The organism is Pseudoalteromonas sp. P1-7a (assembly GCF_001401855.1).
Taxonomy (GTDB): domain Bacteria; phylum Pseudomonadota; class Gammaproteobacteria; order Enterobacterales; family Alteromonadaceae; genus Pseudoalteromonas.
The window spans coordinates 23,586-46,697 of sequence record NZ_LKDU01000018.1 but is presented as its reverse complement, the minus strand read 5'-3'; the positions used below and the strand labels follow the sequence as shown (position 1 = coordinate 46,697).

At 41.8% G+C, this 23,112-nt stretch carries 17 protein-coding genes and 1 pseudogene; 7 read left to right on the top strand and 11 right to left on the bottom strand.

The window, feature by feature from the left end; all coding sequences use genetic code 11:
- Positions 1 to 150 precede the first annotated feature (150 nt).
- The 5 genes from AN389_RS12190 (at position 151) to AN389_RS12170 (ending at position 4,230) form a co-directional block, all read left to right on the top strand.
- The gene (locus AN389_RS12190; RefSeq protein ID WP_055019893.1) at positions 151 to 1,671 is read left to right on the top strand and encodes an aldehyde dehydrogenase family protein; all 1,521 of its coding nucleotides are present in this window, start codon (positions 151 to 153) and stop codon (positions 1,669 to 1,671) included.
- Positions 1,672 to 2,103: 432 nt separating this feature from the next.
- Complete coding sequence (locus tag AN389_RS12185; protein ID WP_055019892.1) at positions 2,104 to 2,676, top strand: hypothetical protein; 573 nt, start codon at positions 2,104 to 2,106, stop codon at positions 2,674 to 2,676.
- A 26-nt stretch (positions 2,677 to 2,702) separates the two neighbouring features.
- Positions 2,703 to 2,921, top strand: coding sequence for a hypothetical protein (locus AN389_RS12180; protein WP_235575971.1), 219 nt, complete (start codon positions 2,703 to 2,705; stop codon positions 2,919 to 2,921).
- Between the two features lie 114 nt (positions 2,922 to 3,035).
- Positions 3,036 to 3,614, top strand: coding sequence for a hypothetical protein (locus tag AN389_RS12175; protein ID WP_146258084.1), 579 nt, complete (start codon positions 3,036 to 3,038; stop codon positions 3,612 to 3,614).
- Positions 3,615 to 3,930: 316 nt separating this feature from the next.
- Entirely contained in the window at positions 3,931 to 4,230 is a 300-nt protein-coding gene (locus AN389_RS12170; RefSeq protein ID WP_055014500.1) for a hypothetical protein, read from the top strand.
- Positions 4,231 to 4,522: 292 nt separating this feature from the next.
- Here the strand turns inward: AN389_RS12170 and AN389_RS12165 are convergent, their stop codons facing one another.
- The 10 genes from AN389_RS12165 to AN389_RS12120 form a co-directional block, all read right to left on the bottom strand.
- Positions 4,523 to 7,456, bottom strand: a complete 2,934-nt coding sequence (locus AN389_RS12165) for a TonB-dependent receptor (RefSeq protein WP_055019890.1) — start codon at positions 7,454 to 7,456, stop codon at positions 4,523 to 4,525.
- Between the two features lie 66 nt (positions 7,457 to 7,522).
- Complete coding sequence (locus tag AN389_RS12160; protein WP_055019889.1) at positions 7,523 to 10,183, bottom strand: glycoside hydrolase family 16 protein; 2,661 nt, start codon at positions 10,181 to 10,183, stop codon at positions 7,523 to 7,525.
- Between the two features lie 594 nt (positions 10,184 to 10,777).
- The gene (locus tag AN389_RS12155; RefSeq protein WP_055019888.1) at positions 10,778 to 11,569 is read right to left on the bottom strand and encodes a sterol desaturase family protein; all 792 of its coding nucleotides are present in this window, start codon (positions 11,567 to 11,569) and stop codon (positions 10,778 to 10,780) included.
- Positions 11,562 to 12,206 (bottom strand): CDP-alcohol phosphatidyltransferase family protein, encoded by a 645-nt coding sequence (locus AN389_RS12150; RefSeq protein ID WP_055019887.1) that lies wholly within the window; start codon positions 12,204 to 12,206, stop codon positions 11,562 to 11,564. Before AN389_RS12150 ends, AN389_RS12155 begins: the two co-directional genes overlap by 8 nt.
- A 22-nt stretch (positions 12,207 to 12,228) precedes the next feature.
- Entirely contained in the window at positions 12,229 to 12,867 is a 639-nt protein-coding gene (locus tag AN389_RS12145) for an ATP-binding cassette domain-containing protein (protein ID WP_055019886.1), read from the bottom strand.
- Between the two features lie 22 nt (positions 12,868 to 12,889).
- Entirely contained in the window at positions 12,890 to 14,644 is a 1,755-nt protein-coding gene (locus AN389_RS12140) for an ABC transporter permease (protein ID WP_055019885.1), read from the bottom strand.
- Complete coding sequence (locus AN389_RS12135; protein WP_055019884.1) at positions 14,641 to 15,918, bottom strand: ABC transporter substrate-binding protein; 1,278 nt, start codon at positions 15,916 to 15,918, stop codon at positions 14,641 to 14,643. Before AN389_RS12135 ends, AN389_RS12140 begins: the two co-directional genes overlap by 4 nt.
- The gene (locus AN389_RS12130) at positions 15,905 to 16,723 is read right to left on the bottom strand and encodes a DUF547 domain-containing protein (RefSeq protein WP_055019883.1); all 819 of its coding nucleotides are present in this window, start codon (positions 16,721 to 16,723) and stop codon (positions 15,905 to 15,907) included. The genes AN389_RS12135 and AN389_RS12130 overlap by 14 nt, the downstream gene beginning before the upstream one ends.
- Position 16,724: 1 nt before the next feature.
- Positions 16,725 to 18,878 (bottom strand): FAD-dependent oxidoreductase, encoded by a 2,154-nt coding sequence (locus AN389_RS12125; protein WP_055019882.1) that lies wholly within the window; start codon positions 18,876 to 18,878, stop codon positions 16,725 to 16,727.
- Between the two features lie 21 nt (positions 18,879 to 18,899).
- The gene (locus tag AN389_RS12120; RefSeq protein ID WP_055019914.1) at positions 18,900 to 21,254 is read right to left on the bottom strand and encodes a TonB-dependent siderophore receptor; all 2,355 of its coding nucleotides are present in this window, start codon (positions 21,252 to 21,254) and stop codon (positions 18,900 to 18,902) included.
- A gap of 380 nt (positions 21,255 to 21,634) precedes the next feature.
- Between AN389_RS12120 and AN389_RS12115 the strand changes: the two are divergent.
- Positions 21,635 to 22,014: pseudogene (locus tag AN389_RS12115) on the top strand (hypothetical protein).
- Between the two features lie 85 nt (positions 22,015 to 22,099).
- Here AN389_RS12115 and AN389_RS12110 read toward each other — a convergent pair.
- Positions 22,100 to 22,525 (bottom strand): hemerythrin domain-containing protein, encoded by a 426-nt coding sequence (locus tag AN389_RS12110; RefSeq protein ID WP_055014489.1) that lies wholly within the window; start codon positions 22,523 to 22,525, stop codon positions 22,100 to 22,102.
- Between the two features lie 313 nt (positions 22,526 to 22,838).
- Between AN389_RS12110 and AN389_RS12105 the strand changes: the two genes are divergently transcribed.
- Complete coding sequence (locus tag AN389_RS12105; RefSeq protein WP_055014488.1) at positions 22,839 to 23,090, top strand: hypothetical protein; 252 nt, start codon at positions 22,839 to 22,841, stop codon at positions 23,088 to 23,090.
- Positions 23,091 to 23,112 lie beyond the last annotated feature (22 nt).

Sequence of the window (23,112 nt, the reverse complement as noted above, 5' to 3'; positions counted from 1 at the left end):
ATTTTTATTAGTGTGGACTCACAGACAACTTTTATGGACAGCTAATCAAGTTTTTAGGTGCTCGTTAGGCTAATGTCAAACTAAATATAAAGCATTTTGTTTTATATAAATGTTCGACCTTTAGCTAACAACAATAAAGAGAGCACACACATGATATATGCAAATCCAGGCAGCGATGGCGCACTCGTAAACTTTAAAAAACAATACGGTAATTACATTGGCGGGGAGTGGGTAAAGCCTGTAAACGGCCAATACTTTGATAATATAAGCCCAGTAAACGGTAAGGTATTTTGCCAAATACCTCGCTCCGACAAAGACGATATAAACCTAGCACTCGACAAAGCGCATGCAGTGCGAGAGCAGTGGGGCACAACCTCGGTGACCGAGCGCAGTAATATACTGTTAAAAATAGCCGACCGAATTGAGCAAAATCTAGAATTACTAGCCGTTGCCGAAACATGGGATAACGGTAAAGCCATTCGCGAAACACTCGCGGCTGATATTCCGCTAGCGGCCGATCATTTTCGCTACTTTGCAGGGTGCCTGCGCTCGCAAGATGGCAGTATTGGCGAAATTGACGAAACCACGGTGGCGTATCATTTTCACGAACCGTTAGGTGTGGTTGGGCAAATTATCCCGTGGAACTTCCCTATTTTAATGGCCGCATGGAAACTTGCCCCAGCTCTTGCTGCAGGTAACTGTGTGGTACTTAAACCAGCCGAACAAACTCCAGCATCTATTTTAGTTTTAATGGAAATTATTGGTGACTTACTGCCTGCAGGCGTGCTCAATATTGTAAATGGGTTTGGTAAAGAAGCAGGCGAAGCACTGGCCACAAGTAAACGCATCGCTAAAATTGCATTTACAGGCTCTACACCTGTTGGCTCACATATTTTAAAATGTGCTGCTGAAAACATTATTCCCTCAACGGTAGAGCTTGGCGGTAAATCGCCCAATATATTTTTTAATGATGTAATGGAAAAAGACGACGCGTTTTTATCAAAAGCCATAGAAGGCGCCGTACTTGCTTACTTTAACCAGGGCGAAGTATGTACCTGTCCATCAAGATTGTTTATTCAAGAAGATATATACGAGCAGTTTATTGAGCGCATACTCGAACGTACCCAACAAATTAAACGCGGTAACCCACTCGACAGCGAAACCATGGTGGGCGCTCAAGCTTCAAAAGCACAGTTTGATAAAATACTTAGTTACATAGACATAGGTAAAAAAGAAGGCGCCGAAGTACTCACCGGCGGAAACGTAGAGCAGCTAAATGACGATTTAAATGGTGGTTATTACATACAACCTACACTGCTTAAAGGTACAAACGACATGCGTGTGTTTCAAGAAGAAATTTTTGGCCCTGTTATTTCTATGTCGACCTTTAAAGATGAAGCCGAAGCACTCGAACTTGCCAACAGCTCAGAATTTGGCTTAGGCGCAGGGGTGTGGAGCCGAAACATGAACCGTGCTTATACCATGGGGCGCAAAATTGAAGCTGGCCGGGTGTGGACCAACTGTTACCACATGTACCCAGCACATGCTGCATTTGGTGGGTATAAAAAATCAGGAATAGGGCGCGAAACACACAAACTAGCACTCGATCACTACCAACAAACTAAAAATTTATTAGTGAGCTACAGTGAAGATCCGCTCGGCTTTTTTTGATAAAGCAGTTCAAGCTTAAACACAACAACCATTAAGTAATGAGGGCGCTGCATATTTGCAGCGCTTTTTATTCACAGTGCTCACAACGCTACTTTAAGCGTGTTGTAATATATAAGTACAATACCAGCCGCGTTCAAAACGTTAAAACCTAAGCGTTTTAATAACTCATTACCTGCGTTAAAAACGATTTTACGATATTAACTTTTTATAAAAGTTGCTCTAAAAATGTGCAGTGATTTATGCATTGTCGGATATTACAGATCTCCCCCATTTAGGTGCATTACAGCATTAACGGAGATTTCTTTATAGTTAACTAGTTGTTTACAGGTGGTTATTTGCTGGCTAAGATAAATGCATTGTAATATAGGGACATTTGTCGGTTTATAAAACGACAAATGTCGTAGACAAAGTTGTTAGTGGGCAAGGAAGATTATGAGTGATACCAATCATTTCTCTGAAAGACTCAGAGAGCCATTGAATGAAACCACTAGAAAGGTTCGCCGAAATCTCATGGCAGCCTCAGTTATTGGTGTGGTTATTACCAAGGTAGGTTTGGTTCCAACTAAGATATCTGCATTTGGCGTTGAGTTTACATCCTCAAATCAGCAAGCCTTAATGCTATTGCTTGCAGCAGCAATTGCCTACTTCGCGATAAGCTTTTTGGTTTATGTCTACTCTGAGCTGACTGCGTGGCAAATAGTAATTACCTCAAAAGAAATCGAAGAACTGAGAGAAATATCTGAAAAAGAAAGATCTTCAGTATTTGGAAGTGTCGAAGAAGACAAGTTTCGAGATCATGTAAAGCATATCTATTTCAAATCAAAGCCAACATTTTATATTCGTCTAGGTGTAGAGTTAGCCATACCAATTATATTTGCCATTTATTCCTGTATAGCTCTTCTTAATGTAAATATTCCAGTTAAAGGAGAGGTGCCAGTATCTGTGCAGGAGCCCACTAACAAGTCAAGCAAGAAGGACGCGCAAACTACGCGCGCCTCTTCTTGAGGCGTTAGCAGCCAGAAGTTACCATCATGCAACCAAGTAATCTGTTAAAAATTGAATCATTAAATGATGATTGGCGGGATAAAGACTCCATACTTTTACATGCCTGTTTTCAGCTGCTAAAAGACTTCGTAGAGAAAGAAGACTTAGCCCTTGGAAATACGGATTGGAATGCAGATGAAAAGCATCGACTAGCCAAAGCTGAGATAGACGAATTGTATAAGTGGTGGATTAGCTATACCGTTTAATTAAAATAAGGTGGGCCTTGTGGACATAGCTGCTAACAAGTCAAGTCTAGGGACTTGTACTCGCTGCGCTCCCACAAGCCCCAGCTGTAAGCGTTAGCTGTACAAGAGAGTACGATGAATTATCTACTAGTATTTTTCATTATTATATTTTCAAATCACTCCTTTGCTGACAAGTGGGGAAGCCCTGAGGTAACTTCTGCCCTAAATGAGGACTCATCAATTGTAGTTAGGGTTATTCCCGGGAAAAGCTATTTGAATCATGACTTAACAAATTCAAAAAAAGCGTTTGCTAAAGCTCAATATTTCAAATGGAATGGAAGTAATGCCTATGACATTTATCAAAACATAACGTTAAAAAACCCAGCTGCCCCAATTCACATTTTATTAGCAAATGATGGCACATTAGTTACCATCGATAATTGGTATTCGACTGGCTCTGGCAAAGTTATTGTGATTTATGCTCCTAACGGTGAGTTAATCAAAGAGTACGAATTAGCAGAACTTTTTCCTGACAAAGAGGATTTCGATAAACTTGGGCGCAGCGTATCTTCTATCCAATGGAGATGCTTAGAGTTACAGCCTGATTTGCGTTATGGTTACCTATATGTTCCTCATATCTTAGGTGGGAGTTTACGCTTCGATTTAAAAACAGGGGCTTTAGATAAAATTCAACCTAACAGTCAGTGTAAATAGTACAGCTAACAAGCGCCTAAACTCCGACAATGTTTCGTTGTCATGGTTTTGGCAAACAACGCAAAAAGCCACGCCAACACATTGCGTGTTAGGCGGGCGTTGAGGCTGTAGAAGAATTAACAAGATGTAGAAGAATTAACAATAAACCCATCCAAACTTTGCGTTTTTTGATGCCCAGATTCTAATGGGTTAAATAAAGTAGGTGTCATCATAATTTGCTTTTTAGGTACAAACTAATTGCCTTAAAGCATAAAGCTATATAACTTACTAAAGTGAATACATTTTATTGACGTACAATAATTAGCAGGAACGCCGAATGAACAATAAAATACTCAAATCATCTACCGCTACGTATCAAAGTGGTGTTGCAAAAGCCGATGGTAAATTTTATGTAACGCAAGGTGAAGTACGTTTTGAGCCATATAATGAAAGTGCTGGTTTAGGGCCTCATACTTTTACACGAAGCGCAATCGTAAAAATTGAAAAGTCAGCAGGGACAGGCGCAGGCATTTTACCACTAACAAGCGATGCCATAACAATCACTTTAGATAATGAAGATACTTATGACTTTATTTTAGCAAACCCCGATGAATGGATTCGTCTACTCAAGCATTAAGCAATCTCTAGAGCTGGCATTTAGGTAAAAATAAACGAAGCACCCATCTTAACTTTGCAGTTTAGTAAAATATGCATTAGATTTTTGCCTAAAAAATAGACTAGTTGTTTTGTGGTAATTGCAATTAGGCTTGGTTAAAACAAAATACAATCACTGTATTATGCGCTACATGGGGCAGGGGATTTTTATAAGCACGATGTGGCATATAACGGCATTGCTTGAGCAAATAAAAGCGTTATAAAAAAGCCGCTTGTTAAAACAAGCGGCTTAACTATTCTAACTAGGGAATAATTTAAAACGTGTAACGGGCACCAATTGAGTAGCGTGGGCCGTACTGATTAGCAAATAAGAACTGCTCTTCGTAACGGCCGTAGCCTTCTTCGGTGGCATTATTTAAGTTTATGCCGTCAAAAAATACGGTTACGTTTTCGTTTACATCGTAGTTTACGCTCATATCCCATTGGCCGTAGGCTTTTGCATATTGCGGTGGCGCGTCGGCTGAGCCTTGTGCTTGGCCTACACCAATTAGGTACGAGTCGCGCCATGCGTAAGTAATTTTGATTGATAGGCCGTCTTTTTCGTAAAAGCCTTGAAAGTTAGCAGAGTCACTTAAACCTGTAAGCGGAGCTTGTTGGTCTAGGCTTTCGCTATCAAATTCTACATCGCCATCTACAAACGTGGCGTTAACACCTACACCAAAACCAGTTTCGCCAATTAAGTGCTGAACAGCCACTTCAAAACCATCTACCGATTTGCTGTCGGTGTTTTGTGGTTGGCTTATGTTCCATACCATAAGTGGGTCATCGCTATTTGGCTCAATGATGCCATTCGCATTGCCATAACCATTGCTGATCATTTGCGCAAAAATAGCATCGGTGGTTGCTTGCTCGCCGCGCGATTCAATATCGCTAACTGCTTGTAAGTAACGCGGGCCGTTTAAAATGTCGTATAGGCCTTCAATCGTGGTTTGCGTAATAGTGGTTTGAATAAAGTTATCTACGTCTTTTTTAAAGTAACCAACAGAGGCGTAGCTGCCTTCTGCGTAGTAATACTCTAATGATAAGTCGAGATTGGTTGATTCAAACGGCAATAAATTTGTATTACCTTGGCTACCCGTGCGCGAGCCAGGTTTTGGGCTGCCTGTTAAGCTACGGCCACCGGCTAAATCACCCAGTGGTGCACGCGACATAGTTTTACCCCATGAAACACGGGCTACAACGTCTTCGGTTAAATCAACACTTACATCGATTGACGGTAATAATATGTCGTAATCGCCTTGCTGCTCAAGGAAGTTATCATCGCCGCCGGCTGCATATTGCATTATCCACTCTGAGGCGCTGATCCAGTTTACTTGTTCTTCAACACGTTGGCGTACTGTGCTGGTTACATCTGTTTGCTCGTAGCGCAGGCCAGCGTTTACTTTTACGTAGTAATCGCTTATATCAAACTCCCAGCTTGATTGAATATAAAAGCTGTTTGTAATTTCTTCTACGTAGCTTTCGCTATCAATACCATCCATGTAAGCATTGGCTGCGTATGCATCGCCACCGGTTACATCAGAGGTTAAGTAAGCCATTTGGCGAGCCACTGCTTCGTCAAAATCGTAGGTGTAGTAGTAACCTGGTTGTAAGTTGCTGCCGCCGCCATCAAATTGATCTAAAAGGCCCGACGTATCGTGGCGAGTAAACATGCTATCTGGGAATATTTCTGTGTACGATGGGTTAAAACCAGGGCCACCCACTAAGCCACTCCATGCAGTGTAACCGCCGGTGTTTTGCTCAGTGCGTGATGCACCAAATTTTACTTTAACCAGGCCAATATCAAAGTTTTCGTTGTACCACGTGGTGTGTAGTTGCAACTGCTCAATATTTGATTCACCCGGCGAGTGCGTAAATTGGCTAAAGTTAGAGTCAATTTCGCCTGGCGTTAATTCGCTTGTGCCGTTTAACCAGTTAACTTGAGCACTTGGGATTTCGCCTGTGCGGTAATCATAAATTTTATTAGCAAGCTGATCAGAGCCTAAAATAACTTGGCCGGTACTGCCTAGCCCGTCATCGGCGCCGTTATCGGTTTCATTTTTAGAGTCATGGTAGTCAAGCTCAACGTGCCACGTGTCGTTAATTTCCCACTCTAGGTTTAAACCAATAGAGCGTGCTTTTACTTCTGTGGTGCCTTTGTTGGCTGTAAACGAGGCATCGTTACCGCTAATATCGGCATAAACAGCGGTGCCGTTTTCATCAAGCTCGTAGCCATTAATATTGCTACCAAAGTCGTTCCAAATACCCCAACCAATACTTTCAGAGCCCGTAACCGCTTTACTTGCTGTGTAATCTAAGGTGGCTACAAAGCCATCAACCGGTTCAAATTGAAAAGTAACTTGGCCGTTAGTACGTTCACGCTCTACATCTTCAATAGAGTAGTTCATGTCTTTAGGGAAGTAGTAGTTACCTGATGGGTCAGTACGGTTATCAACAACGTTACTGCTATCTAATTCAGGTAAATCAACATTGGCTTGCCAACCTTGAATATTGGCGCGTTGTTTTTGAAAGTCACGTTCTTGGTGCGAAAACGAAAAACCAAAACCAAATCTGTCATCTGCAAATGTGTTGCTATAAACAGCAGAAAGCTCAGGCGTTACATCATCACCGGCTTCGTTTGATGAGTCGTGATTTGCTTTAACCGTGGCTGAAAAATTTTGACCTGGCTTTTGAAAAGGGCGCGCAGTAGAAATATTAACTGTTGCACCTAAACCACCGCTTGGTACATCGGCGCGCGCTGTTTTAAATACTTCTAGCGCACTTACGCCCTCTGAGGCAATGTTTTCAAGGTTGTACGAACGCGTATAACCTGTGCCTGGCATTTGGCGGCCGTTTAGCGTAATTAAGTTAAACTCTGGGCCAAAACCACGTACGGTAATTTGGCTACCTTCACCGTTTGCTCGGCTCACCGATACACCGGTAATGCGTTGTAATGATTCTGCTAAATTGGTATCTGGAAATTTCCCCATTTCTTCTGCTGAAATGGCATCTACCACGCCCGATGAATCACGTTTCATATCCATAGAACGAATAAGTGAACCACGAATACCTTTTACTTCAATAACTTCTACATCAGGAGATGCTGCAGTGTCTGCCTCGGCAGCAATGGCCGTATTTAACGTGCTTGCAGCAATGATAAGAGACACAGAAGCCGCAAGTTGGCTCTTTTTAAAATTGAATGTGTTCATAATAGCTCTGCTTTATAAAATGTTGTTGTGTAGCAATAGGCGCCATGCGCCTATTGTAGTGTGTTTTTATGGATTCGCGATAATCACGTTATCTATGCGGTATAGTGCTCCGTTGCCCATATCCCACGTAGGGAATACCATGAGCACGTTTATAGCGCTAATATCTAAGCCCGCATCAAATAGTTGCCCAATAGGGAAGGTGTATGTTTGCCACTCGCCTGTAACAGGTGTTTGCCCTTCAACACTTTGATTTAATGCCAGCTCTACTGCGCTTGAAGCGCCAATTGATTCAATTTTAAATAACCATTGTGCATCCACGTTTGAGGGTGCTGTTATTACTTTTAAATCAAACTGTACAACGCCATTTTCTAACAGGGCTGATGCATCAAACGATACGTCTTCATCGGCTAAAAAGCCCATTACAGTAGGTGTTGCACCAATGCTAAACTGAGCCACTGCGCCGTGCTGATCATCGTCGGTTTCTGTTGTAGGTGTTGAACCACCACAGCAATCCCATATGCTCCACTGATCGGCGACTGTATCTGTAAATACGTTTAGCTCACCAGAGGCAACGGGCGCTGCATTAGGGTTGTAAATTTTAACATTATCTACACGGTAAACCGCGCCTTCACCTGCGCCCCATGCCGGAAAAATCATAAGTACATCAATTGCACTTACATCAAGGCCTGCACCTGCGAGATCTGATAACTTAAATGTATAAGTTTGCCACTCGCCAGTCACTGGCGCTTCACCTTCAACACTTTGCGTTAGTTCAAGTTCTGCAAATGAAGTTGCACCATTTGCTTCTACTTTAAATAACCACGCAGTTGACGGGTCGCTAGGGGTAGATGTTACTTTTAAGTCAAACTGTATAACGCCTTCATCTAAAATGCTGCTTGCATCAAATGACTCACCTGCACCACCTACTTCAACACGGCTGTTAAAGCCCATTACTGTAGGCTCTGCACCAATACTAAATTCAGCGGTTACACCGTGCGCTTCATCATCTACCACTTCGATAGGCGTTGAGCCACCACAACAATCCCACATTGGCCATGCTAGGTTTTGCTCATCTTCAAAAATAGTCAGCTCTGGTGATGCGCCTAGGTTGTCTTGTGTAATTTCAACGTCGTCAATTAAAAAGGTTGCGCCTTCGCCCGTGCCCCACTCAGGAAATACCATAAGTACGTCAATTGCGCTGATATCTAAATCTAAGTCAGCAAGGTCAGAAAGTAAAAACGTATAGGTTTGCCACTGACCTACTACAGGTGCTTGGCCTTCAACGCTACTTGTAAGCGGCATATCAGCATCGGTTGAGGCTTCTGTGCTTTCAAGTTTTACAAACCAAGGTGTGTCTGGCACGCTTGGCGCACTGGTTACTTTCATTTTAAAGCGAACGTAGCCTTCTTCTAGCATAGGTGATGCATCAAAAGGTGTTGCAGCGCCGTTTTCGTCAGTAATAAATGCATCGCGGCTAATAAAACCAACCACTGTAGGCTCGCTACCTATTGTAAATTCAACAACGTCGCCTTGCTCTTCATCACTTACAATTGCAGGTGTAGAGCCACCACAACAATCCCATGCTGGCCAGTTAGGGTTAAAGCTGTCGCCAAAAATAGTTAACGGTGTAGCAATACCTGTAGATGGCGGGCTAGGAATAGGCGCTTCGCCCTCTAGCAGGGCATCGTCTAGGCTATCGTAACCTGGGCGAATAGTTTCACACCCTTTGCCGGTATCTGGGTTTGATGCACATTGATAAACGCGTACGTAGTCAATTGCAAACGTTTGACCGTTTTCAAATGCGCTGGCATCGATACCTAACTCATTTACGTTTTCAGGCCAGTCGCCGCCTACTGCTAAATTTAACAGTAAGTGAAAGTCTTTATCGTAAGGAGCGCTATCCCAATGAGTTTCTAGCTCGCCAGAACCTTGTTCAAAATACTCTGCAAACCAACCGCGATGTTTCAAACCTGCGGCTTCGCCTTTGGAATTATATAATACTTCTGATTGGCGCTGTGTGGCATATAGGTAGCCATCAACGTACCAGCGTATTTCACCTTCTTGCCACTCTACTGCGTAAGTATGAAAGTCATCTGCTGGGTTGCTATCTTCAGGAAATTTGTACTCTTGGCCTGTGTAGCTGTTATCTGGCCATGCACGGCCGTAATGCAATGTGCCATGAATGCTTGATTCAATACCGCCATCTTCGTCAGCGGTTTTGAGGTTTACTGATTCTAAAACATCAATTTCGCCTGAGCGTGGCCATGTACCGTATTCTTCATCGGTTGGTAGCATCCAAAACGCAGGCCAGCTGCCTTGCCCCGAAGGGAGCTTTGCACGTACTTCAAAGCGGCCATAAGTAAAGTCAGCATTGTAACGGGTATTTAAACGCGCAGAAGTGTAGGGCTTTTCAGCGCCTTCTGTTGCGGGTAGGGCAACAATGTTTAACACACCGTCTTGTATAAAGGCGTTTTCTTCGTTATCGGTGTAACATTGTTTTTCGTTGTTGCCACCGCCATCGCAGTTTAATTCAAAGTTCCACTTATTAGTATCAATGGCTGAGTCTTCAAACTCGTCGCTCCATACTAGTTGCCAATCTGAAACTGGCTCAGAAGCGTCGATATTTTCAAAATTAGATGTTGTGGCTGAGTCGCCACCACAGCCAGCTAAAGACGCTAACGAAATAGCAGCCAGTAAGCGAGCAATGTGTGTTTTTTCAATGTTCATAGCTGAACCCCGGTTTCACAGATTGTTGTCAGAATGTGTGTTTAAACTAATTAAAAGAACCATATTTATTTTTGTAAGCGCTTACATTTATCATGTGTTTTTGTAAGCGCTTACAAATAATATTGCGCACTACGTAAATGGTCAACATATTTGTGTGTTTTATTTACATTTAGTTTACGGTAAGACCAGTTTACCAATTGGAGTTATTAACTAAATCGCTAATAAATTTAACAGCTTACATTATTTGTAATGTTGCATTTTTAATACATCTATTAATATTTTACTTAATTGGTAAATATTAAAGTTACCTGTAGCAATTACGTTTAGCGCTAATTGCGATGATTTACCTGCATTAGGCTAACTATATGGCGTGTAATTTTGCTTTTTTACAAAAAACGAAAGTTTAAAAAAGTGAAAGTGGTATAGCATTCAATAGGTTAGTAAACCCTTTAAAGCGCTTAGCTTGTAAAGGTTAAATTTTAGCAGGTAAGGCTTTGGCGGGGTTTAATAAGGTAAATGTGTAAATTTAAATACGCATTTACCCCTTAATTTATTGTTTATTTTAAGAGTATTGTAGCCACTTGAAATGGCAGCTTATTTACGTTTAAACGGCATAATTAGCAAGCCCCACAGCGAGGCGTTTTGCTGCGGGTTAGGGTATTCTTTTAAGCCTATATCTATATCGTTATCGGCTTTTTGCGCTTCATTTTTGTAACTGCCAAATAGTTTGTCCCACCAAATAACGCTAAATCCGTAGTTTGAATTGGTTTCGCTTACACGTTGGCTATGGTGAATACGATGCAGTATTTGGGTCATTAAAATTAATCGAAGTGGTTTTTCTATAGCTTGTGGTAAGCGTATATTTGCGTGGTTAAACAGCGCTAAACCGTTAAGTGTTATTTCAAATATTAATACAGCAATAGCGGGTACACCCAAAGCGGTAACGGCAATCAATTTTATAACTATGCTGAGCACAATTTCGATAGGGTGAAAACGCAAACCTGTGCTGGTATCTACGTGCGCATCGGCGTGGTGTACACGGTGCAAGCGCCACAAAATAGGCACCTGGTGAAATAGCCGGTGCTGCCAATAAATAAGTATATCAAGCAGTAATATGCTTAAAATAATAGCAACACTACTTGGTATGGCTATTTGATTAAATAAACCGATACCGTGCTCTTGGTTATAAAGCGCGACGGCAGTTAAGCCTATTGGCACACTTAAGCGCGCAATTAATGATGAAGCAAACACCAGCCCAAAATTAGCAAACCATCGGGTGTTATTTTTTATAGGTGATTTACGCGCAGGCATACGCGATTCTAGCAGCATCATAATAACCAAAATGCTAAAAAAGAACCCTAAACGCAACCAAATTTCATTACTCATTGGCTTGTGTAACCTCATCAGCTTCTTGGCGTTTTAACGTGTTATAACCACCATGTATACGTGTAAAAATAGTAATAGCGCACGCAGTGGCAAAAATACTCGCCATTATGGCAAAGTGCTGCGGCCAAATACAAAAGGCAATAAACAACGCGATGGTTTCTGTGCCTTCGGTTAAGCCATTTAAATAGTAAAAACTTTTGTATTTAAACTGGGGTTTTTCGAGCTTAAATTTTTCGGCGGCTATGGCAAAGGCTAAAAAGCTTGAGCCTGTGCCTATAAAAGTGGCCAGTAATATGCTGCCTGCAATGGCATTTTGCTCAGGGTTTGCCAAAATAAAGCCAAGCGGAATTGCCGCGTAAAATAAAAAGTCGAGGGTAATATCTAAAAAACCGCCAGCGCTTGAACTTAAATTTGCATATCGTGCCAATGCACCATCTAGCCCATCTAAAATACGATTTAAAGCAATAGCCGCTAACGCTGCGTACCACATTTCATATGCAATTAATGGCACAGCTAATAGCCCTATTAAAAAGCCTGCCACAGTGAGTTGGTCGGGCGTTATACCGCGCTTGTGGATTAACGCTACAACCGGAGTTAACAGTGGCTTTATAACTGGGGTGATGTATTTATCTAACATGCTCGTTGCCTTGTGCTTTTACTTATTTGGCTAAATTTAAAGTGATCTGTTTGCCGTTTGCGGCCTCAGCATCGCTATGATCGTGGGTTACCATAATAGCGGGCAGTTTATGCTCACGTATTTGGCTAAATACCAGCTCGCGGGTATCTACTCTTAATTGGGTATCGAGTTTGCTAAATGGCTCATCAAGCAAAATAGCTTTTGGCTCACTTAATAGCATACGCAGTAAAGCAACGCGTGCTTGTTGCCCACCAGAGAGGTTGTCGGGGTGGCGATTAGCCATGCCTTTTAATCCTACTTGTTCAAGGGCGCGCTCTATTTTTTCAAGGCGCTGTTTTTTATTGCCTTTAGGCATAGCAAAAGCAATGTTACCGCTTACCGATAAATGCGAAAATAATAACGCATCTTGATAAAGCACACCTATGTGGCGTAAATGTGCAGGCAAGTTATTAATATTTTCACCGTTAAGCCACACTTCACCATTTGCATTAAAGCCACTAGGTAATGTACCGGTAAGCCAATTTAATAAACTTGATTTACCACTTCCTGATGGCCCCATAATAGTAAGTATTTCGCCGCCTTTTACCTGCTCGTTTAAGCTTAGTAATTGTTGGTTTTGACGATAAAGCTGACAATTTTTAATCTCTAAAGATGACTGCATTAAAAACCTTTTAATTTATGGGTTAGCGATGGGCGCTTTTAAAAAAGTACTTTGGTAACACCCACGCCAGTATAAAGCCTATTAGTGGCAATGCCATTTGCATAATGGCATACACCGCACTGGTACGCCTACTTGCGCCATTAGCAAGGGTAACCGCTTCAGTTGTTATGGTTGCTATGCGCCCGCCACCGGCTAAAAGTGTAGGTAAATATTGGCCAAAGCTAATGGCCAAACCAAGTGCGGCCGCAATTAAAATAGGGGCAAATAACTGGGGTAATTTTACGTGTAAAAACACTTTGCAGGGCGTTGCGCCAAGGCTTGCTGCTACATGAGCAAAGCGAGGGTCTAATCGCCTATAACTGCTCGCAAGCGATAAAAACACATACGGTAGTACAAACAATAAATGGGTAAATACCACATTAAAAAACGCAGCTTGGTTATTGACTAATTGTTGCAGCCACACCAGGCCAAATAAAAACGCAATACTTGGTACAAGCAGCGGTAAATAAATAATTAAACTGGTAAAGCGCGACATGGGTTTTGCACTTAATTGCTCTGACTCTAAGCACAAAAGCGTAATTATAATGGCAAATAACGTTGTTACTAACCCTATAGCAAGGGTATTAAAAAGCGGGCTTTGCATTTGCATTAGCGCGCTTTTAAAGTGAAGTAGCGTAAGCTGCTCAGGCAAAGCCGCCGGAAAGCGCCAAAAACCAGCGACAGACCACATAATCAAGCCAATTAACGAGAGCAATATAAAGCTAATTACAAATACTGTAAGGACGGTCGTTATTTTTTGCCAATAAATGCCGCCGTATTCTCGCTCGCCATTGGTGAGTAAATCATTAAATAATGCTTTTATCGCTTTTTCGCCGCCAAGCCAAAATGCTAACAATCCAGCAGTAAGCACAAGCTGCAATAACGCCCCAGCAGACGCTTTAATACGCAGGTTTAAATCTACATCGTTAAACCAATGCATAATAGCGACAGCCAAGGTGGGTGGTGTATTTGGCCCCAGAATAAGTGGCATTTCTACACTCGCACTGGCATAAGCTAATACGGCTAAAATGGGTAGGCGCAATAATGGATAAAGGCTTGGCAGTATCACTTTAAAAAAAGCAGTCATAGGGCAGTAGCCTAAATTAAGCGCTACTTTATGTTGCTGGCGCAGCTTTTTGCCAAGCTCAGGTTGGGCAAGCACACCTAGCGCCATTAACAATAAAAAAGGCAGCTCTTTAAGGGTTAAGCCTAAAATTATACTAATACCAAACGAGTCATGCGGAAACATGCCGTTAGGGGCAAGTTCCCATCCACTAAACCAAGGCGATACTAACCGCGAGATCATACCCGAAGGGGCTATTAAAAAACCTACGGCTATAGCGGCTGCTGCGTGGGGTATTACCAGTATTGGGCTCAGTAAACGTTGAATACGGTTAAGCCACGGGCTATTAAAAAATGCCGCTAAAATCATTAACGTAATGACAAAGGCAAGTAAGGTACTTATTAGTCCGCTGCCAACACTTAGCATAACCATGTGTGTTAGGCCGGGTGTTTGCATAAGCATAGTAAAGCCATGTAGGCCAAGTGTTGTGTGCTCAAGTACCGGCGCATAACCAAAAGCGGGCAATAGCACGCTAATTAAGCCGCCTATTACAGGTAAAATAAGCAATGCCAGTAAAAAGCGTGGGCTTAATTTAACTAATTTACTAAACATATCGGCGCTTTTATGTGGTTTAAGCGCTGGGCTTGCTGCTAACTTATTTGAAACAACACTCATTGGCTTACTCCAAAACGTGTTTGCCAACCTTGCATAATCGCGTTTACCCAGCTTGGGTGTGGCTCACTTAGTGTGCGTTTAATACTATTTAAAGGCAGGGCGCTTGGATGTGGTTGCGTTGTTTTAAATAAAGCTTGTTGCTGTGGTCTTAGCGTTGATTGAATAAGTACACTTTTATCGCCCCATATAGGCGCTTTTTGTTTTTGCGCTTGCGCCTCGGGGCTTAATAAAAAATTAGCCACTAATTGCGCACTTTGCTGGTGGCTTGCATTATAAGGTATAGCTACAAAGTGGGTGTTACTTAAACTGCCATCTTGCATTGCATAACTGCGAATACTTTTTGGTAAATCATAACGTTTAACGGCGGCGGGTACTTCGGGCGCTGAAAACGTAAACGCGATGCTTAGCTCGGTGTCGCCTACTAAGCGGCGCATTTGTGCACCACTTTGCATAAAATGACTGCCACCGCGCCAAAGTGTTGGGTGAAGCTTATTTAAAAAGTCCCATAATGGGTTTAGTACTTGGGCTGTGTTTTGTGCAGTAGCAGGCTGATTTAACTGCGCTTTAAGTGTGTCATTACTTTGTTGATGTAGCATAACAAGCGCGTATTTTAAAAAGCTCATGCCTAAAAAGTCAGGTGGTTTTGGGTAACTAAAGCGCCCTGGGTTTTGTGCGCTCCAACTAAGCAATTGGTTTAAGGTTGTGGGTAGTGTGTTATTGGCCGTGCCGTCAATTGCTAAGCTGTCGTAGTAAAAGGTAAGCGATGCTTGGCCCCAAGGTGCTTCCATTCCATTTGTGGGTATTCCAAAATCAAAATTAACCGCAGGGTTATTACTAGGGTCGGTGTAGCTAAAATTAGGCAGCTTATTAGCCCATTGTTTTAGTAATAATGAGTGCTCGCTCATAGTGGCAAAGTTAGCACCGTTGATCCAAATTAAATCTACGCTGCCTTTGTCGTTATTGTTTGCTGATTTTTCGGCCAGTACCCGACTTACAGCTTCGCTGGTATCACTTAGCTTTACATGAACTAAGTTTATGTTGTATTTGGCTTTTACTTGCTGTGCAGCCCATTGAATATATGCATTTATTTGCGCATCGCCACCCCAGGCATAAAAATATACGCTTTGGTTTTTTCCTAAGCTTTCAATTTGCTGCCAACGGCTTTGTAATTGTGTACTTGCTAGGCTTTTAAAGCTAATAACAAGGCAAATGCAAAACGCGACACAGCACACGCTGTATCGCGATAATGTTTGCCAACATTTATTGGCGAGCATTTAAATCCCAGTCATAATCTAAAAATTTCACTTTCATGTCGTTATTTTTAAGCGCTTTTTGCTGAGCGGGTATCAGTTTTAGTGCTTTAGGGTATTGCATAAAAAACTGCTGCAGCGTGTTTGCGCCTTTAAAGCCTTGTTCAAAATCATCGCTGTACCACTTAAATATTGAAGACACACTTAGCGTGTTATCTTGCGCTATGTTACGGGTTGTATCTGATAAAAAACGCACTGTTTGCGCTTGCAATTGTGCCTCTAATGTATCAGCAGTATACGCTTCTTCACGTAGTGCTGGGCAGCCAATACTTGCGCAATTTACAGCAAAGTGAATACGTGGGTCGTTGTATTTACCACTGCCACGTATTAAACCATGCTCTATATCATCAAGGCTGCGAGTTTTACCAAGTAATGGCACAAACTCTTTGCTCCATGGTGAGCTAAAAAAACTGCCTAAATCTTTAATTGATTTAAGGCTTGGGTACTTAGTTAATATTAGCTCAACAGTAAAGGCGTTATAGGCATTGATTAAAAACGCCAGCTGCTTTGGTTTTTCCCATGTATCAAACTCATTTTGCGTAACCGCCGATAACAAATCTAAATAGGTTTTAAGCTCGCTGTGCTTAGCTTTAATTGCTGCGTAATCAACTTCTGTGCTATGACCATGATTAATAGCTACAACATGGTTGTTTAATAATGTATTCCAGCCCTCGTGCATATTTTGAGCTTGGGCCGAAAATGACGTTGCAAACGATGTTGCAAACAAAGCCGACCCTAACAATAGCGCTTTTAAAGGTGTTTTAGACATATTAGCCTCTGCGCCATGTGTGATATTTTTCAAGCATGTTAAGTACTTTTTCAGGTGCATGAGCGCGTTTCCACTCGCCTGCTGCGTACTTATTACCTTCAGCCCACGTAGGGTAGCTGTGAATTGTGCCTAGTATTTTGTTAAGGCCCAAACCGTGTTTCATTGCCAGTACAAACTCAGCAATTAAATCACCAGCATGCTCAGATACCACAGTAACACCGAGTATTTTGTCTTTGCCTTTAGGTGTAATGACTTTAATAAAGCCTTTGGTGGCGCTGTCGGTAATAGCGCGGTCTAGTTCTTCAAATTCAAAGCGAGTGATCTCGTAGTCTATGCCTTTATCAATAGCGTCTTGCTCGTTTAAGCCAACACGTGCTACTTCTGGGTCAATAAATGTGGTCCACGGAATAACACGGTAATCTACTTTAAACTTTTTAAGATTACCAAATAAGCCATTTACTGCTGCATACCAACCCTGATGAGCGGCTACGTGCGTAAACTGATACGGGCCTACAATATCGCCAGCGGCAAAAATGTTAGGGTAAAGCGTTTCAAGGTATTCGTTAGTAACTACAGTGCGATCAGTTTCAATACCGAGCTCTTCAAGGCCGTAGCCTTTAAGACGAGCGCTTCGGCCCACAGCACATAGGAGCTCATCGTATTCAATATCGATTTCGGTATCGTTATGTTTTACCACAATGAATTTTTTGCCATCGCGCACTTCACAACGAAGTGCCTGATGCGAGGTTAAAATGTTTACGCCGCTCTCAGTAAGCGCTTTGTGAGCAAAGGTAGACACTTCTAGGTCTTCTTTGATCATAATACGATCGCCCATTTCAACTTGCGTAACATTTGAGCCTAAGCGTGCAAAGCTTTGTGCAAGTTCGCACCCAATTGGGCCACCGCCAAGTACAACAAGCTTTTTAGGGGCTTCTTCAAGCTCAGCAAATTTAGTCCATAAGGTATCGCTTGTTACATAGCCTGTTTCTTCAATGCCAGGTAATGGCGGTACAAATGGGCGTGCACCAGTGGCAATAACAATAGTACGGGCTGTGAGTGTTTGCGTGCCGCCATCGTTAAGCTTAATTTCTACAGTCCACGGGTCTAATAATTTACCGTAGCCTTTTACAACATCTACGCCTAGGTTTGTGTAGCGCTCAACGCTGTCGTGCGGTGCTACGTCGGCAATTACTTGGTGTACACGTGCCATTACTTTTTTAAACGAAAACTGCGGTGTCGCGTTTTCTAGGCCGTAGTGTTCACCGTGGCGAATTTGCTCAGCAATTTTAGCGCTTTTAATAACAGCTTTACTTGGCACACACCCGTAGTTTAAACAATCGCCGCCCATTTCGCCGGCTTCAATTAGGGTTACTTTGGCTTTAACTGCTGCTGCAATGTAACTTGTCACTAAGCCGCCAGCACCTGCGCCAATAACAATCATGTTGCGATCGAACTTTTTAGGTTTAGTGTAATTTTTGTATACGCGACGTTTTTTAAACACGTTTAGGATTCCTTTAGCAATAAATGGGAACACACCCAATAAAGCGAACGATAAAATAAGATCGAGCGATAAAATGCCTGATAAGCTTTCAATTTGCGCAAGTTGCGTACCCGCGTTTACAAATACAAATGTACCTGCCAACATGCCTATTTGGCTCACCCAGTAAAAGGTCCACGCTTTAATTGCAGTAACACCCATTAATAAGTTAATTAAAAAGAACGGAAATACTGGCACTAATCTAAGTGTAAACAGGTAAAAGCCACCTTCTTTTTCAACGCCTGCGTCAATAGCGTCTAAGCGCTCAGGAAAACGTTGTTTAATTGTATCGCGCAGTAAGTAACGCGATACTAAAAAGGCAAGCGTAGCACCTACAGTCGAGGCAAACGAGGCTACAAGTAAGCCTTCAACTAAGCCAAATAACGCACCTGCGGCCAGTGTTAATATTGCCGCACCCGGTAAAGAGAGAGCCGTTACTACTACGTACAGTAAAAAGAAGCCACCAAAAACCAATAATGGTGATTGTTCTTTATATTGGTTAAATTGCTCCATAGAGCCTTTTAAGCCTTCAAGTGTAAGTAGCTGATGTAAATTAAAGTGAAAGAACATGCCTATTACGACCGCTGCAATCAATATCAAAAATAGTTTTTTTATCATGTTCTCTCTCTTAAAACGTTCTTAAAAATTATGTGTAAGTGTTAGTTTTGCGTTAATTGGTAACTCTGGAAAAGCCAGCGTTGCACCAAAGTAACCACCTTCAAATACTGGACGCCAGTTTTTTTGATTAGTGACGTTATTTACATCTAACCGCAACTTAGTGCTAGGCGTAAATGCGTAGCTAGTATTAACGTTTAGTGTGTATTGATCACGAATTTTAACTGTTGCCAAAAAGTCTAATGGGTAACTCTTTGTATATAGACCTGAAAAACCCATTTGCCATTTCGAATTAATTGAATAATTTCCGTTAAAACTGAACGACTGCTCAGGAATGCCCTGAACTTGGCGGTTTGAAGGTGCAAACGCGGTAAAACTTGGCGCGCCAACGCCGGTACCTGCAATAATATCTGGGCGCGAATTGTCAAACGCATCGATTACTTGGGCAGAATCTTGGCTGCTTGCAGAGTTGTCGTAGCGAGCATCTATGTAGCTATAACCCGCACTTAACCAATAAGGGTATGCATCGTAAAATACTTGGCTTTCAAAACCTGTAGTACGAATACCTGTATTGCTGCCGTCGCGATTACGTAAACTGCGGCGCTGGCTAAATACCGCGCCATCAGCGTACCAATCGCTGTCGGTTGGGGCGTACTTTAAACCAAATTCAACTAATGTGTTTTCGGTAGCAAAATTTTGTGCGCTAATGGTGTTACCGCTGCCAAGCGATGTACCGCCAGCCATACTGTTTGATGTTGCTTCGTTATAACTTGCTGCACCGTAAGTGGTATAGTCGGCATTTATTTTGTAGTTAAAACTAACTTGGCCAGAATGCAGGGTTTCGTTAATGCTATCGCTTGCCGCAACTTGGCCTTGTGGTGCAATAGGGTCGTTTGCTTCTACATCGTAAAAATCGATGCGGTAACCCACACTAGTATGAAGTTTATCGCCCCAATCTGAATCTTGTTGGATTGCAAGCCCGGTTTGCCATGAACGTGAGTCTGTGGTGTCTGATAAGTTAAAGTCGCCGCTGCCATCGTTATCTAAATCGTATTGACCACCAGGCGATACAAACACACCTGGGCTTAGCTCTACTAAACGTGCTTTTTGTGCATCGGTTAAGGGAATGCGGCGGTTTGAAAGTGGGCCAGTTAAATCAATAGGTAAATCGGCCTCGGTAGTAAATTGGCTGTAGCCAAGTACTTTGTTGTAGCGTACGTCAAAAGCAAAAATTGTTTGCTGGTCGCTATTCCATCGGTAGGTAAGTTCAGTGCGGTTTTGCGCTGTATCGGCGCCGTCTATAATTTCTACAAAGCTGTTTTGGGCTATTTCTTCACGCTGTAAATGCTGAAAGTAGGTAATATTTTTTAATGAGGCATTAGCACTTAGTTCACGCTTATAAATGCTATGAATTAAGTAGGTCGTTGCTTCGTTTTGGTTATCAGGGTCGGTAAGTACGGTGCTGCGATCTATTTTTACTTGCCCAGTAGGCGATACAATTGAACCTGCCGCCGGTACGGTACTACCATTTGCTTGCACGCCTTGGCCGGTAATGTAAAGGCCATCATCAATTAAGGCTTGGGTAGGGCGGTTAATACCGGCGTTGTCGGTAAATTCAACTTGGTATAGCTCAAAGTTAATATCCCAACTGCTTTTATCATCGGGCAATATGCGTAGTGCTGCAAATAAACTGTCGCTTTTAGTGCCTGAGTAATCGTAGTAACTGCCTTCATCGAGGTGCTCGTAACTTACTCTAAGGCCCACTTTATCTTTTATAATGGGGGCAGTGTAATCTACTTGGGCACTATATTGATCCCATCGCCCCGCTGAGATCTTAACTTTACCTTTACTTTCATCTGTAGAGGCAGCTTTAGAATGTAGATTTACAAAACCACCGTTACGTTGGCTTGAACCAAATAAAACCGGCGGTGCGCCTTTTACTACATCTATTTGTTCTACAGAATTGAACGATAACGGCACGCCAAAGCCATTATTACCTGCTTGGCGGCGTGTACCATCTTGAAAAAGCTCACCCAGTTGGCCACGAATAGTAGGTAAGCTGGGTGCACCAAAGCCACTTGCAGAGTATGTGTTTGGGCTTACGGCTAGTACGTCTTGTAGGGTAGTAATATTTAGTTGCTCTATTAACTCACTTGAAATAGGCGTGACCGAGCGGGCTATGTCTTGCAGCGCAAGGTTGTCGCCGAAGGGGCCGTTAATAGTGGCATCTTTTACAGAAAGCCCTTGAGATTTAATCGTTTGGCCTGCTACTTCAATACGTTCAATTGAGTCGGTATTCGCTGCAGATTGTGCCGCATGAGCATAAAAATTAGTTGTGAGTGAAGCGGCTATAAAAAGTGCCAAATATGAATGTTTCAAAAGGGTTCTCATTTTGGTTAGTGTTAATGTGGCAATAAAGACCTGTAGGTTTGTGAATAACTTTCAGCAATTATTAATTCTTTTTGTTTTTTAGAACGAAACGTTAAAAGTCTAGCATATTGCTTTAAAGCGTTATTCAGTTTTAAGCACTATTTATTGTTTAATAAATGCTGTAGTTAGTTATTGTCTTAATAAGGTTGTAACTTACAAATAGCGGTTTTATACGCATTTAAGCACAATGCAGCGCACCCAATTTATTAAAAAGTTATACATAAAATGAAATAAAATATGTGTTAAGCGGTCTTGCTAGTTTCACATTAGATTATTTAGTTTTAAGGAAATTTTATGACGGGTACAACAGGTACTGACTTTCAAATCGTCTGCAATGGTCGCTTTTTTCGCTACGCCTTGGCGTATTTATTGTAATGATTATGTGGACGTTCGATAAGTTTGTTAACCCAAGGCACAGCGCACGAATTTTTTTGAGCACTTTTATGGGATCAGCGGCTCTACAGATATGGTTGCGTATGTACTGGGGGCGTTACAGCTTATATTAGTATTGGCTTTTTTAGCGGGTATTAAAAAACGCCTTACTTATGGCGTTATATTTGTAATGCACGGCTTATCTACGCTCTCATCTTATAATCAGTATATTGATGGCTTTAATAATTTATTGTTTTTTACAGCGTGGCCAATGTGGGCAGCCTGTTTTGCACTTTACCTATTACGCGAGCAAGACGTTAAATTTACAATTAAGTAGCAGAGCAAAAAAAATGGTTATAAGCCGTAAGGCTTATAACCAATAAGTACACAAGGGAGTGTATGGAAGTCGGTTTAAGTTAAAACTAATGCATGGCATCGTTATATTGTTTAGCTAGGCTTTCTTTTTGCCCCTCAGTTAGGGCTTTACCCGCTAATTGAAATACCTCATGCTCTTCTTCATCTAAATGGTGATGTACTAAGTGGTGCAGTTTTTTAGCTGCAACTAACCACGCCGATGAACTCATTTCGGTGTCTTCAAGTTGTTCTATTAGTTCGTCAATTTCATGATGCTCGGCAACGCTGTGGCGTGCTTTTTCATGTGTTAAATCTTCAAACATAAGTGGGTTATAAAAATAACGCTCTTCAAATTTTGCGTGATCTTCTAATTCGGTTTTTAGCTTGTCCATTAGCTTGTGGCGTTCAGTGGTATCGCCGTGCGTTTGAATAAGAGCATCTACTAACTCGCGTTGTTTGTCGTGATCGTGACGTAGTGCTTCAAAAATATTCATAACTCTTTCCTTGCTGTAATTGCTTTACAAACTTAAAAGCAAGCGAAATGCCAAAGTTTAAGTTGTTGATATATATGAATTAAATGAATTGTAAATGCTTGCTATAGAATTGCTCTGTAACTTTTACACATAAAAAGCTGCAATTTTTTCAGATTAAAAGAAGAAGGTTGCTTATCACGCTACATAAGCTTACATATTTTTACTGGTTGGGTATTTTAAAGGGGTGTTAAAGTGGCGCATTATTTAGGTACGAGTTGAAAATACTCGCCTTATATATTTTTTATAAAACTTTAGATATTAGGATAGTTTAAGGATGAACTTAAAAAGCCCCACTACAGCATTAATATTGTGTGTGTTATTAAATGCATGTACTACAGCATCGCATTACAGTAGCCGTTTATGTAGAGAAGAAGCTGAAATGACCGAGCTAAAGGGAATTCAAACAAGCTTAAAGGTTTACAATGAATGTATTAGCGCTCAAATAAAAAAGGATGCTAAAGACGACGCTTTTGTAGATGAAGTAGGTGTGTTTTTTATTGATCTACTTGTTTTGATAACCGACTAACTAAGCAAACTTACAGCTATAA

Bases quoted from the DNA above. Each gene is read 5' to 3' on its own strand.
- AN389_RS12190 (WP_055019893.1), top strand. From the start codon at position 151: ATGATATATGCAAATCCAGGCAGCGATGGCGCACTCGTAAACTTTAAA.
- AN389_RS12185 (WP_055019892.1), top strand. From the start codon at position 2,104: ATGAGTGATACCAATCATTTCTCTGAAAGACTCAGAGAGCCATTGAAT.
- AN389_RS12180 (WP_235575971.1), top strand. From the start codon at position 2,703: ATGCAACCAAGTAATCTGTTAAAAATTGAATCATTAAATGATGATTGG.
- AN389_RS12175 (WP_146258084.1), top strand. From the start codon at position 3,036: ATGAATTATCTACTAGTATTTTTCATTATTATATTTTCAAATCACTCC.
- AN389_RS12170 (WP_055014500.1), top strand. From the start codon at position 3,931: ATGAACAATAAAATACTCAAATCATCTACCGCTACGTATCAAAGTGGT.
- AN389_RS12165 (WP_055019890.1), bottom strand. From the start codon at position 7,456: ATGAACACATTCAATTTTAAAAAGAGCCAACTTGCGGCTTCTGTGTCT.
- AN389_RS12160 (WP_055019889.1), bottom strand. From the start codon at position 10,183: ATGAACATTGAAAAAACACACATTGCTCGCTTACTGGCTGCTATTTCG.
- AN389_RS12155 (WP_055019888.1), bottom strand. From the start codon at position 11,569: ATGAGTAATGAAATTTGGTTGCGTTTAGGGTTCTTTTTTAGCATTTTG.
- AN389_RS12150 (WP_055019887.1), bottom strand. From the start codon at position 12,206: ATGTTAGATAAATACATCACCCCAGTTATAAAGCCACTGTTAACTCCG.
- AN389_RS12145 (WP_055019886.1), bottom strand. From the start codon at position 12,867: ATGCAGTCATCTTTAGAGATTAAAAATTGTCAGCTTTATCGTCAAAAC.
- AN389_RS12140 (WP_055019885.1), bottom strand. From the start codon at position 14,644: ATGAGTGTTGTTTCAAATAAGTTAGCAGCAAGCCCAGCGCTTAAACCA.
- AN389_RS12135 (WP_055019884.1), bottom strand. From the start codon at position 15,918: ATGCTCGCCAATAAATGTTGGCAAACATTATCGCGATACAGCGTGTGC.
- AN389_RS12130 (WP_055019883.1), bottom strand. From the start codon at position 16,723: ATGTCTAAAACACCTTTAAAAGCGCTATTGTTAGGGTCGGCTTTGTTT.
- AN389_RS12125 (WP_055019882.1), bottom strand. From the start codon at position 18,878: ATGATAAAAAAACTATTTTTGATATTGATTGCAGCGGTCGTAATAGGC.
- AN389_RS12110 (WP_055014489.1), bottom strand. From the start codon at position 22,525: ATGAATATTTTTGAAGCACTACGTCACGATCACGACAAACAACGCGAG.
- AN389_RS12105 (WP_055014488.1), top strand. From the start codon at position 22,839: ATGAACTTAAAAAGCCCCACTACAGCATTAATATTGTGTGTGTTATTA.